Source organism: Proteus sp. fly-1067 (assembly GCF_040139345.1).
Classification (GTDB): domain Bacteria; phylum Pseudomonadota; class Gammaproteobacteria; order Enterobacterales; family Enterobacteriaceae; genus Proteus; species Proteus vulgaris_B.
Genome location: NZ_JBEEUL010000001.1, coordinates 689,199 through 702,254 on the forward strand (window position 1 = coordinate 689,199; position 13,056 = coordinate 702,254).

General features: G+C 33.8%; 12 protein-coding genes. 8 read left to right on the forward strand and 4 right to left on the reverse strand.

Annotation, left to right across the window (positions count from 1 at the left end):
• Positions 1 to 152: 152 nt before the first annotated feature.
• Entirely contained in the window at positions 153 to 1,259 is a 1,107-nt protein-coding gene (locus tag ABN217_RS03175; protein ID WP_349459050.1) for an alpha/beta hydrolase family protein, read from the reverse strand.
• Between the two features lie 533 nt (positions 1,260 to 1,792).
• Between ABN217_RS03175 and ABN217_RS03180 the strand changes: the two genes are divergently transcribed.
• The 4 genes from ABN217_RS03180 to ABN217_RS03195 all read left to right on the forward strand — a co-directional run bounded on the left by ABN217_RS03180 (position 1,793) and on the right by ABN217_RS03195 (position 5,485).
• Complete coding sequence (locus tag ABN217_RS03180) at positions 1,793 to 2,170, forward strand: lysozyme inhibitor LprI family protein (protein ID WP_231619298.1); 378 nt, start codon at positions 1,793 to 1,795, stop codon at positions 2,168 to 2,170.
• Between the two features lie 200 nt (positions 2,171 to 2,370).
• Entirely contained in the window at positions 2,371 to 2,904 is a 534-nt protein-coding gene (locus ABN217_RS03185) for a carbapenem self-resistance protein CarG family protein (protein ID WP_072068095.1), read from the forward strand.
• Between the two features lie 218 nt (positions 2,905 to 3,122).
• Entirely contained in the window at positions 3,123 to 3,923 is an 801-nt protein-coding gene (locus ABN217_RS03190; RefSeq protein WP_196553027.1) for a MetQ/NlpA family lipoprotein, read from the forward strand.
• Positions 3,924 to 4,201: 278 nt separating this feature from the next.
• Positions 4,202 to 5,485, forward strand: a complete 1,284-nt coding sequence (locus tag ABN217_RS03195; RefSeq protein ID WP_340896512.1) for a cystathionine gamma-synthase family protein — start codon at positions 4,202 to 4,204, stop codon at positions 5,483 to 5,485.
• Positions 5,486 to 5,556: 71 nt separating this feature from the next.
• On the opposite strand, the gene ABN217_RS03200 is transcribed toward ABN217_RS03195, so the two are convergent.
• The gene (locus tag ABN217_RS03200; protein ID WP_340896511.1) at positions 5,557 to 6,111 is read right to left on the reverse strand and encodes a GNAT family N-acetyltransferase; all 555 of its coding nucleotides are present in this window, start codon (positions 6,109 to 6,111) and stop codon (positions 5,557 to 5,559) included.
• Between the two features lie 213 nt (positions 6,112 to 6,324).
• Here ABN217_RS03200 and ABN217_RS03205 point away from each other — a divergent pair, with 213 nt between their 5' ends.
• Together ABN217_RS03205 and ABN217_RS03210 are read left to right on the forward strand one after the other, a co-directional pair.
• Positions 6,325 to 7,170: a helix-turn-helix domain-containing protein gene (locus ABN217_RS03205; RefSeq protein WP_197269195.1), complete on the forward strand. Its 846-nt coding sequence runs from the start codon at positions 6,325 to 6,327 to the stop codon at positions 7,168 to 7,170.
• A 132-nt stretch (positions 7,171 to 7,302) separates the two neighbouring features.
• The gene (locus tag ABN217_RS03210) at positions 7,303 to 7,839 is read left to right on the forward strand and encodes a metallophosphoesterase (RefSeq protein WP_072068090.1); all 537 of its coding nucleotides are present in this window, start codon (positions 7,303 to 7,305) and stop codon (positions 7,837 to 7,839) included.
• Between the two features lie 186 nt (positions 7,840 to 8,025).
• On the opposite strand, the gene ydeE is transcribed toward ABN217_RS03210, so the two are convergent.
• On the reverse strand, positions 8,026 to 9,213 hold the full coding sequence (gene ydeE, locus ABN217_RS03215; RefSeq protein WP_196553032.1) for an efflux MFS transporter YdeE: 1,188 nt from the start codon (positions 9,211 to 9,213) through the stop codon (positions 8,026 to 8,028).
• Positions 9,214 to 9,517: 304 nt separating this feature from the next.
• On the opposite strand from ydeE, the gene accA reads away from it, so the two are divergent.
• Together accA and ABN217_RS03225 are read left to right on the forward strand one after the other, a co-directional pair.
• Positions 9,518 to 10,480, forward strand: a complete 963-nt coding sequence (gene accA, locus ABN217_RS03220) for an acetyl-CoA carboxylase carboxyl transferase subunit alpha (protein WP_115349747.1) — start codon at positions 9,518 to 9,520, stop codon at positions 10,478 to 10,480.
• A gap of 78 nt (positions 10,481 to 10,558) precedes the next feature.
• A complete protein-coding gene (locus ABN217_RS03225) occupies positions 10,559 to 11,446 on the forward strand; it encodes a LysR family transcriptional regulator (RefSeq protein WP_196553479.1) in 888 nt (295 codons plus the stop codon).
• Positions 11,447 to 11,467: 21 nt separating this feature from the next.
• On the opposite strand, the gene ABN217_RS03230 is transcribed toward ABN217_RS03225, so the two are convergent.
• Positions 11,468 to 12,970 carry an MFS transporter gene (locus ABN217_RS03230; protein ID WP_196553034.1) on the reverse strand — a complete coding sequence of 501 codons (1,503 nt, stop codon included), beginning with the start codon at positions 12,968 to 12,970 and terminating at the stop codon, positions 11,468 to 11,470.
• Positions 12,971 to 13,056 lie beyond the last annotated feature (86 nt).

The window sequence follows — 13,056 nt, forward strand, 5'->3', positions numbered from 1 at the left end:
GATATTGATGAACTGGCTGAACACTGGAGTCTGAGGTTTGACCTGCTACCACGCCTTAAAGCTATTGCCAGTCAGAAACTCTATCGTATCCAGCCATTTTTTCGCTCTTTGTCTTTCTCATGTTGCATACGATGTTCCATAGTTATTATGATTTATTTTTTATTGATAAGCCGTTCATTACAGTTATTGTTATTTGTACAGTCGAAATTTGTGTAGGCAGGTGATATTGGTGTGCCTTCAGCTATCCATGCGGTAAGTGCAGACAAAGCATCTGAAGAATAACTCTCTCTACCTTGATAAATAAAAAGTGCTTCTTTCCACCATGACCACTGGCTTTCTAGCTGATAATTGAACATAGGCGCTTTTAATAAACCGTGTGATGCATTAGGGAATAAGGCAACGGTTTTATCTACATGACCACCTAATAATGTTTTATATAAACAGGCATTCTTAGTTGCATCAACATTAAGATCTAACTCACCCAATATCGCTAATACTCGACCATTCATATTCGGTAGAAATTTAGAGGAATCACTCAAATAGTTTTTAATAACAAATTGAAAGCGATCATGAGACATCTCACCTTGGAATGAAATATCATGACTACCATTAATACCAAATACACGATCGTTTTGTTGCAATTGTTCTAATACTCTTCGAGTAATCTCAGCATCATCAACATGATTGTTTTTTAGGCGGACTTGCTGATAATACGCACCTTGATCACGCCAATTAATTGCGCCACCAATAATAACGGAAAAATCGGGTTCAGATTGCGAAGCCGCAATGGGAATAACCCAGCCTGCCTGGGAAAATCCAAGATAACCCACTTTAATATCCGTATTTATAAATTTTCCGTGTATCAGATGAAATGCAATTAGTGCTTCATCTGCTCTATCATACATGGATTGAAGTAACCAATTTCCTTGGCTTTCACCAACACCGGCTTTATCCCATGTGTAAACACCAATACCTGCATCAAGTAAATTATTAATTAAAGGTAAATAACCACTATTAGAAAATCGATCTTGAGCGCCATCACCATGAATAAAAATAGCGACCGCTTTTACTTTATTGTCACGGGGTAAGAGCAACGTACCTGATAATGTATCCATTTTAGACACAAAATTTACGGGTGTTATTTCTGACGTGTCAGAATTTAGTTCAAAATCAGAGTATTGCCCACGGCTTACAACTAGTGCAAAGGTAAGGATAAAAAGCCCTAAATAAAACCAAATAGAGTTAAAACATTTTTTCATAGCTTAAAAGATCCACCTTGAGTAAGAAGCGAGTGAGCATATTAAATGAACTATTTTTGAACATTTTTTATATAACATGCATTAATTAGACTAAATAGTCTAATTAATTATCTCTATTTTATTAAAAGCAACTTAAATAAAAACGAGTAAGAGGAGTTGTATTAAGGTGAAATTGATTAGATATTTTAATAATAACAACTCAGCACAACAGAAAACAAATCATAAAATATAGCCATTATTTTGCAAATAACATTTAATGTTAAAAAAAAGAGTGTTTAGTTATCATTTTTTTAAATATGTTTTAAAAAATATTTGTTTTAAAAAAATATCAGTATAATTACTTGTAATAATATCTTAATCTTATTTTGATTGTCTTAAATAGAGAGATTTTGCGTTATCTTCATGTAATTGTTATATAAGAAACATTGCTAAAATGATAAAGGTTTTACTTTATCTTCATTCCTTAAATTAAATATTAAAGTAGTGAAATAAATATTTTTAGCGATGTTTTTAATCAAAAAATGGACGGTGCGATGAAAAAACTTATCCTATTAAGTGCAATATCTGGCGGTATACTCTTTTGGTCTATACATTTACAAGCAGATAACTTTGATTGTCGAAATGCAGCAACGCAAACTGAAATAAATCAATGTGTATATCAAGATTTTCAGCAGAAAGATGAAGAACTTAACCACATTTACCAGCAATATTACGCCAAGTTAGATAGCGCTAGAAAAGAGCAATTAAAGCAAGCGCAGTTAATATGGGTTAATTTTAGAGATCTTTCTTGTCAGTATGAAGCTGACTATTACCAAGGAGGAAGTTTAGCGCCAATGGTATATAGCAGTTGCCTAAAAGATAAAACCAAAGAAAGAATTAATGATCTTAAAAATTACATTGCTTTATATTAAATAAAAAATTAAGCCTTAAAATAATAAAAAACAATTCATTTTATAATAGTCAAATAAGTAAATTCATTAGCATGGAAATATTTTCTGAATGATATAATTGTAAATTCTGTATTATTTTGAAACACAAAATTCCTTGACTAATCATTGCTACAAAGTAGTCTGATGCTCAAGTAATAAGCAAAAAAAAAGAAGCGAATACAATGAATAAGATATTAAAACTTGGGCTAGGATTACTTTTTGCATCATTACCTTTCACTTCAATATCATCTGAAATTAAACTCGAATATGGAGTAAATCTTATCGATTTTAATGGCGATGGTATTCCTGATGTCGTGGTTAAGTCTCGACGCTCATTAAATGATCCATCATCTTTTGATATGACGACCGTTTATATCAAAGGTAGCGATCAAAAAGTGTATATTGTCCCATCCATATATTCTAATGCGTTAAGTCTTTACAACAATAAGATTAAAGGTACTGATATCACTATTTCTGATTTTGAATTCATTGAAAAAAAAGGCAGGGTTGTGTTGTTAAGTGCTGAAAAAGTAGGAAACGATTTACAACGGCCAACTCCGATTCGTTTTTCTAGTTATGAAATATCAGAAAAGAAACAAGAGGATGAAATTCAGTTCAAATGGCAGTTTAATACTTATTGTGTCACTGAATTATCTTATCTTAGTGTTGAAGACTCATATTCTGATGCTTGTATAAATAAAATTATCAATGAGTAAATCTACAGTTTATTAACAAACACATCATATTTTGATGTGTTATTTTTTTATTTTATAAAACAACGAATTGTAAGAATAAAAAGAATATTCCTTTCTTTATATTCATTGAGTACTTGTATCATTTCTTTTTCCTTGTTATTAATCTATTATTAGGATATTTCTTAATCAAAATGATATTAATAGTACTGATCTTATCTGGGACTGTTTAAGAGGGAGATATGAAGGAAATTATTACGGGTTTACTTCTAGCCTCAATATCACTATTTACTGTATCTTGTTCACAAGAAGATGCACATAAGATAAAGGTGGCAATTAATACAGGACCTGATCAAGTGATTTGGGATGACGTTATTCGTTTAGCTAAATTAACAGAAGGGTTAGACGTTGAAGTTGTCACTTTTAATGATTATGTACTTCCTAATAAGGCATTAAATAATAAAGAAGTTGATGCGAATGTTTTTCAATCCATTCCTTATCTTCAAACACAAATGAAAGAAAATAACTATAAATTTCATATCGCGGGTAAAACCTATATTTTTCCTTTAGCTGCATACTCTAAAAAAATTAGTGATATAAATGAATTACAATTAGGATCTCTTGTTGCTATCTCAAATGAAGCCAGTATGAGAGGTCGAGCACTTCTATTACTAGCAGAAAACCATCTTATTACTCTTAATGAGAACGTTGGTTTCACTCCAACATTAGATGACATTATCTATAACCCTAAAGAAATTAAGTTTATTGAAGTCGATCCACCACAGCTCACTGAAGCACTAAATGATCCAGCAATTACAATGGCGGTTATTAATAATAATTTTTCGTCTCAAATTGGGTTAATTGCAACTCGTGACGGATTAATTCTAGAAAACAAAAACTCACCTTATGCCAATGTTATCGTAACCCGCGAAGATAACAAAGATGATGAAAATATAAAGAAGTTGATTTCAGTGCTTCACTCACGGCAAATCGAGTTGAAGTTTAAAGAAATGTATAAAGGTGATGCAGTCAGAGCATGGTAACGTCTTAACTTAAAGATAAAAGAATTTTTTTATCTTTAAGTTTTCCTTACTTTTCCACATGAATTACTCTTTTCACTAGAATGATCCACTCTTATTTAGCGTATTTTCTTGTCTAAATATCACTCAATTCTTAATATTTCATTATTAATCCTTATTTTTATTCCTAATTTCGCTATTTTTATATAACTGCTAGTTTCCATACTTTATAAAACATTCTAACAACATGAATTTTTTTCAGTATGATAACTCATCCTCCATTACACAGAAGAAATAAAAAAATGGCTGACTCTCAACTAAAAAAACAATATATCGGTGAACACAAACTATCGCCTGAAACACTTATGATGAGTTATGGATATGATCCATTACTTTCTGAAGGTTCAGTAAAACCACCTGTATTCTTAACATCGACCTTCATTTTTAAAAGTGCAGAAGAAGGCAAAGCTTTCTTTGATACAGTGAGCGGGAGAAAACCTTTACCTGAAGGTGAAAAAGCCGGTTTGGTTTATTCTCGTTTTAATCAGCCCAATAGTGAAATTGTTGAAGATAGGCTTGCTGTCTATGAAAATACACAATCTTGTGTATTATTCTCTTCAGGTATGTCAGCAATCACGACGACATTAATGGCCTTAACTCAGCCTGGTGATGTCATTTTACACTCTCAACCTCTCTATGGTGGAACAGAGACATTAATTGCAAAGACACTTGCTAAATTTGGTATTCAAGCCACTCCATTTACTGACGGCTTAAACCTTTCATTGATCCAAGCACAAGCCAATAACGCTAGCCAAAAAGGGCGGGTTGCCGTTATTTTTGCAGAAACACCTGCAAATCCAACTAATTCATTAGTCGATATTAGCGCATTAAAAATTGTTGCTGATAAACTAGAAAAAAAGCAGGGCTATCGTCCCATTATTGTTTGTGATAACACATTACTTGGCCCAGTTTATCAACACCCAATTGAACAAGGTGCGGATATTTCTGTTTATTCTTTGACTAAATATGTTGGTGGTCATTCGGACTTAGTTGCTGGCGCTGCAATGGGCTCTCGTGAACTGATTAATCAAATTCGATTACTACGAGGCGCAATAGGAACACAACTTGACCCTCATTCTTGCTGGATGCTTGGGCGCTCTTTAGAAACACTACAAATTAGAATGGAAAAAGCGAACCAGAATGCATTATTAGTTGCAGCGTTTTTGCGTGATCATAAAAAAGTAAAAGCTATTCACTATTTGCCATTTGCGGATAAAAACTCGATTGAAGGTCAAGTATTTGCAAAACAATGTACGGGTGCGGGTTCAACATTCTCATTTGATATTATGGGGGGGGAGAGTGAAGCTTTCCGTTTTCTTAATGCTATGAAAATTTTTAAACTTGCAGTTAGTCTGGGAGGTACAGAGTCTTTAGCCTGTCATCCTGGCTCAACAACTCATTCTGGCGTACCGATAGCATTACGTCATAACATTGGTATTCAAGACACTACAATTCGTTTATCTATTGGTATTGAAAATCCTCAAGATTTAATTGCTGATTTATCTCAAGCATTAGAAAACGCTTAATTAAGCGATTAGCTTACCTATTTTAGAAAAACACCAGATAACAATCGGTTACCTGGTGTTTTTTATTTTCATTACAACTGTTTTTGGATTTCAACCCATGCATCTTTAGTTAAGTGGCAAATATTTTCAACTTTCACTTCATCTAAAAATTCTACGTATTGTTCTTCAATAATGTGATGAAATTTAAACCCACATTTTTCTTGTGCTTTTTGTGACTTCTTATTATCAGCGAAGTATCCACACCATAAATTATCTAATTCCAAAGTTTCAAAGCTATGGCGACTAATTTCTCTCACCGCTTCAGGAATTAAGCCTTTTCCCCAGAACGGAACTCCAATCCAATAAGAGACTTCAGCATCATTATCGCCTATCGGAAAATTACTCTCTTTAGCAAAAGATAAACCCACTAAGCCGATAGCGCGATCATCATCAATTAATGTGACAGCATAAACTTCATCTCGCATAAATATAGTACGAATTATTTCAGTACTTTCTTCAATACTTTTATGAATAGGCCAACCAGCAATAGGGCCAACTCGTTCATCTTTCGCGTATTCATACAGGCTTGGGGCATCAGCAAGTTTCCATGGCCGTAGTATGAGTCTTTCTGTTTTTAATGTTTTCATTTCAATTAATTTTCTTTTTATCAATATGTTGCAATTTATCTTGTGTTTTTAAGATATGTGCATTCTAAAGAAAAGAAATAAAAATCCGAATGGCATAAAAGAGGTAAAATCGATACTTTTGAAAACAAAATAAAAGAAAATACTTGTTATTAAGTTAAATATCATCAAATATAAAAACTAATTAAATTAGAATAAAAAGAGATCGATAGATTTATGTTAAGTCAAGTACTGTCACAACTGAATACCTCATCGCAACACGCCATTATGGGTGAAAGCAGTATGGCAAATGAAATTAATTATCCATTACCCTTATCTTACATTGTGGTCATGGTATGCCTAGAAGGAAGGGCTATCATTAATATTGGTTTTCAGAAGCAGATGATTAAAGCGAATGATATTCTTATTTTGGGTGATGATATGATGACCGTTTTAAGCCAAAAATCAGCAAATTTTCGCTTATTTTATTGCTTTCTCGATAAATCTTTTGCTTCAGAAATTGCTTATTCTCTTTCTAATACTTTATTTGCCTTTCTCCATGAAAATCCCATTTGCTCTCCCAAAAAAGAACAAAAAGAAGCCTTAAATAGATGGGTAGAACAACTAAAATATATAGATAGTCACTATTCTGAACATAGAAAATTGATGTTAAAAAACCACCTGCAAAATCTCTTCTTTGCGATCACAGAATCAATACCAACGTATTTCTCTATCGCTAAAAAAGAATTTAGTCGTAAAGAAAAGCTTTGTTGGCAATTTTGGGAGTTAATTGGAAAACATTCTTTAAAGCATAGAGAAGTTGCTTTTTATGCAAATTGTCTTAATATTACGCCGTTTTATTTATCACAAATAACAAAACAATTTTTTAATGATTCACCTAAGACGTTGATTAATCGTCAAGTTATTCTTGAAATAAAAGCATTATTAATGCACACTTCGCTTTCAGTAAATGAGATATCAATAAAGCTTCATTTTGATGAGCCCTCTTATTTATGCCGATATTTCAAAAGAGAGACGGGGCATTCTTTATCTGGTTACCGTAAACAACATCAACGACAATAAAACAGATGATATTGTATTTATTGTTCTATTTTTAGCTAAGGGAGGTAATTATGTTGAAAAAATATCACTATACAGACCGAGGGAAAATACTTTCTTAAGGTTAAGATTTTTATTACTTATTAAGAAATTACTATGATTTATTTTACTTCTGATACACATTTTTGCCATTCAAATATCCTCAACCTTTGTGACCGTCCTTTCAATAGCGTAAGCCATATGAATGATACGTTAATCCATAACTGGAATGCTTATGTATCTGATCATGACGAAATCTATATTTTAGGTGATTTTCTCTATCGAGGAACAGGGCAAGATGCCAACCGAATTTTACGTCGATTAAACGGTAAAAAGTACCTTATCCGTGGAAATCATGACAAATTTCTCGATGATCCAGAATTTGACGCATCAGTATTTGAATGGGTAAAAGACTACTTTGAATTGGATTATAAAAAACGAAAAATTGTGATGTTTCATTATCCTATATTAGAATGGGGTGGTTTTTTCCGTGACGCTATTCATTTATATGGTCATGTACACAATTCACAAAAAGATCCAACTCAACGTAAGCGTTTAGATGTTTTAGGAAAAAATGCAATTAATGTTGGTGTCGATGTTAATGATTTCTTCCCTATTAGCATTGAAACAATACTCAAAAGAACATCAAAATAATTTTATTATGCAATATTTTTTATTTAAAATTCAAAATATTAATAATATTAGCTAGTCATATAACTCAAGATTAGGAAGAAATCTGTCTTACTTAATCCATTGCGGAAAAGAATAGAGACAAAATAAGTCGTCTACAAACTAAAAAGCACCTTAAGGTGTCTTTTTAGTTTGTGAAGTTTTCAGAAATTAAAGTGCAATAGCTATTTTTTTACTGGCATTCATTCCTTGGATCATACAAAACCAAGCCAATGCAGAAACTGCCATTAAAATAGCGAATAAAGAAATAGGAGGGAATGACGTTAAAATAAAACCACTGGCTAATGGATTTAATGCTGCACCTAACCAACCTAACGACTGAGCAGAGAAATAACTTGCTTTCATTCCTAACGGCGCAATGTTATCAATCATCATATACTCACCTGGCGCATAAATTAACTCACCAAAAGTAAAAACGGCAATGGCTAATGCCCAAAATATCAAGTTGTCACCAGCAAACATAAAACCAAGTAAGCCGAACATAAAAAATAATGTGCCTAAGGTCATTAATTTACGCAATCTGTCGGCTGTAACATGCTTACCCACAATATATTGCAAAGAAACGACAATAGCGGCGTTTACAGGCAGTACAACCGCAATAACGGACTCTGCTAATTTAGCATCGTACACTACTAAGATATATTGTGAAATACATGAGGCAAAAGAGCCAAATGTTAATGTACCGAAAAAAGTAGAGAGTACAAACCAACTTAATGCTCTATCTTTTAGCATTATTTTCGGGTCCCATTTCACACTATTTTCTTCATCTTTATTCACCGCTTTTGAGCGTTGAACAAAAACTTGGATCATAAATAGTGGAAATGTTGCCGAAATAGCGGCAAGCCAGAAAGGTAATTGCGTTCCGTACATTAATAATAAGGTGCCGATAGGAGGACCCACCGTCCATCCCATATTGATAAAGGTATAGTTTAGAGAAAATATTTTAGGCTTTGCTGAAACCGATAAGGTTTCAGAAAAATACGCTTTTAATACAGTTGAAAACACTAAATAAGAGCAGTTAATCACAGAGAAAAAGATAACAACTAAAATAGTACTATGGACAAGAGGGATTGCGGTAAATCCAAAAATAAACGTTAGAATTGCAAGGATCATATAACGTTTTTTCTCAAACTTATCAGCAAGCATGCCAAAACCAAGGCTGAAAAAAATTCCCGTTGTTAATGCAATAGACATGGCAATACCAATATCATCGACGGGTAATTGATACTCCCGCGACAAATAGATAGCCATAAATGGTAATGTTGCACCTCTTCCTATTGTAAGAAGAAGCGATGAAAATAGCAGTGCAGTTGTTGAGCGTGTTTTTTTTGAGAACATATTATATTTATTCTAATTATTTGTATTTTATGGAGTGTTTTATAATTTTTGCGATTTTTCACGGGTGTAAAAAGAATAAGTTCGCACTGTATATTAATACATAACTTAGTAATTACTGTATAGCTTAAAGTCAGAAAAAAAGCTCTTTTTGATCTTGTTTTTTTTCTTGTCGATCTTGTTGTAATGTTTAATTATCCCATTTTTGATAATAGTGTTTATCAAATTCCTCTCTATCAACACATTATTATTTTTTCTAAACTGACCCAATTACTGTTTTATTTACTGCATTAAATCTGAGGTCGTTATGTCTTTTATTCATCTTGAATTTGAAAAACCTATTGTTGAATTAGACGAAAAAATAGATGCATTGCTTACCTTTAAGCAATCTCAAGATGAACCAACAGGTATTAATTTAGATGAAGAAATCGCTCGTTTAAGACAAAAAAGCCTTTCGCTGACAAAATCTATTTTTACTGATTTAGGTGCATGGGAAATTGTGCAGCTCGCTCGTCACCCAATGCGCCCATATACCCTTGACTACATTAAAGCGGTTTTTACTGATTTTCAGGAGTTAGCGGGTGATAGAGCTTATGCCGATGATAAAGCGATTGTTGCGGGTTTAGCGCGTTTAGACAAAATGCCAGTCATGGTGATAGGGCAACAAAAAGGGCGTGATACAAAAGAGAAAATTCTTCGTAATTTTGGTATGCCATCACCTGAAGGTTATAGAAAAGCATTACGTTTAATGAAAATGGCTGAACGTTTTCATCTACCCGTTATTATTTTTATTGATTCTGCGGGCGCTTACCCAGGTGTTGGTGCTGAAGAACGAGGACAAGCAGAAGCTATCGCTCGTAATATTCTTGAAATGTCACGATTAAAAACACCGATTATTTGCACTATTACTGGTGAAGGATTTTCTGGAGGTGCGCTAGCAATTGGTGTTGGTGATAAAGTGAATATGCTGCAATACAGCACTTATGCGGCAATTTCACCAGAAGGCTGTGCTTCTATTTTATGGAAAAGTTCTGAAAAAGCGCCAATAGCGGCAGAAACCATGGGAATGACAGCACCTAAATTACAATCATTAGGCATTATCGACGCTATTATTCCAGAGCCATTAGGTGGAGCTCATCGTGATCATCAACAAGCAGCTGAATTTCTTAAACAACAATTATTGACTGACTTAGCCTTATTAAAAAGCTATTCAACCGAGGAGCTTTTAGATAAACGTTATCAAAAACTCATGTCTCATGGTTACTGTTAATTATTAACGAGAGAAAAGAAAATGAATGATACACTGCCTATATTAAGCAATAAAAATACAGTAGGTAGTGAATTATTTATGCAAATTGATCTTAATTTATTACGTATTTTTTCTGCTGTAGCCGAGCAAGGACAATTTGCCGCAGCAGCTCGGCTATTATCTATGCCTACCTCGAATATCAGTCGTGCTATTAAACAGCTTGAACAGCAACTCACTTGTAAACTTATTGATAGAACAACGCGAAAGATGCGTCTTACAGAACAAGGTAAATTACTCTATCAGCAAGGAAAGAAAACGTTAACTGAGTTAGACAATGTTATAAGCAATATCACTAGTGATGGCCCATTAACAGGAACGTTCCGTTTAACCATTCCTAGTGAATATGGTAGCGAACTACTGGCTGATATTTTAGCCGATTTTGCAGTCCTTCATCCTAATTTACTTATTCAATGTGACACTCAATTAATGCCAAGAAATATCATTGATGATGATATTGATTTACTATTAACTTTTCATCGCGGAAATCTAGCAGATAGCAGTTATCATTCACGGTTAATTAAATCGTGGCGCAGTATTGTTGTTGCCTCTAATGAGTTATTAGAAAAAACAGGTGTTCCAACTCATATCGAACAATTAAGTCAAATGCCTTGTATTTCTAGTTTAAGCGCATTAGAAGGGCAGCCTTGGATATTTATTGATGAACATAAAAAATCAATAAAAGTTACTATTAATAGCCATTACCGAGTAAATAGCGCCATATTAGCAAGAGCTGCGGTATTAAAAGGATTAGGGTTTGCTATTTTGGCTGAACATTGTTGTATTGATGCAATTAAAGCTGGAGATTTGCGAGCTATTGAATTTCCTCAACAGCCCGCCAGTATTAATTTAATCGCAATATATGCAAGTCGTAGTACGCTTTCTCGTAATATTGAATCTTTCCTTGAGTTTCTTACTCAACGTTTATAACTATCTCAACGTTTATCACTATCAATCGGTTATTTGCTGGGAAAGTGCGCTATGTTTTGTTTTTAAAGGTAATAACACGATAAATAAAGTGATAAAACATGAGATCCCAGCCGTTGCAATTGCATAAGCAAATCCGGAATTAAATGCCTCTGGTAGCAGAGTAATGAATTCTTTATCTAAATTGCTGGTAGTATTTTCAGTTACTAGACTGACAACATCGATATAGTTTACAGATATTCCTAATGCCTGACTTTGCATAACCATATAATGGATTGCTTGTTGCACCATTAATGTACCTAGTAAAGCAATCCCCATCGTCATTCCTGTTTGTCTTAATGCATTCATGGTTGCAGACGCCATACCAGAGCGAGATGGTGAAACACTTTTCATCACTAACGCACCAATTGCAGGCGTTGACAAGCCCATTCCAGCACCTAATACAAATAAATAACTTCCAGTTATTCCATAGTGGCTATTTGTTGCCAATGTCGCTAATAAGCAAGAAGAAATAGCGATAAACAAGAAACCACAGATCATTAGTTTTCTGACTGAAAAATATGCAGATAAACGACCAAAAGACATTGAAAATAGGGCCATTGCAATAAATTCAGGTGCCATTCTCCAACCTGTTTCTAATGCACTCCAGCCTTGTGCTTTTTGCAGAAAAAAAGCAATAAAAAAGACATTGCTATAAGTGGCAAAGCCCAAAGTGAAAGAAGAAAGGTTATATTGAAAAAATGCGCGATCTTTAAATAAAGTAAGTGGTAATAAAGGCCGCTCAACACGTTTTTCTATCATTAAAAAGAGAACGAGAAATATAACGCCTACCATCAATGTCGATAAAGTTCGATAATGCGACCAACCTACGGATCCGGCTTCAATTAAACCATAAGTCAGTAAGCCTAGTCCTAACATACTGGTCAATTGACCAAAGGGATCTAGTGCCACATTTTCAGGATCAGCGCTTTCACTTAATCCATACCAACCCAGTAATACAGTAATTATGCCTATAGGAATATTAATAAGGAATATACTTGCCCAACCGCTGGTATGAACTAATATTCCACCTAAAATAGGGCCAATAATCAGTGATAAAGCACTGACAGAAGACCAAATACCTATAATACGGACACGCTCAATATCAATTGGAAAAGCATGTGTAATTAGAGACAATGCGCCAGGAATTAGTGCGGCAGCAGCAATACCTTGAATAATACGGCCTAAAATAAGCACTTCATGTTGCTGTGCAATAGCACAAATCACAGATCCCACGGTAAAAATAATCACACCCCATAACCATACTTTTTTTCGTCCAAAGCGGTCACTTAAAGGGCCTGATGACAAAATACAGGCAGATAAACAAAGCGCATAAGCATCAACAATCCATTGTAAAGTTGCCATATCAGCATGGATATCATTTTGAATAGTGGGTAATGCTACATTCACGATACTAATATCAAGTGTTGCCATAAAAGTGCCTAAACAAATGGCACAGATAAGTGACAGTCGTTTCAAATAAGTCATAAGCTTTATTGCCTTAATGATGAATAATAATGGCATAATAATACTCGACCGACCGTCGGTCAATTGTTATTGATAATGAGTTTCAT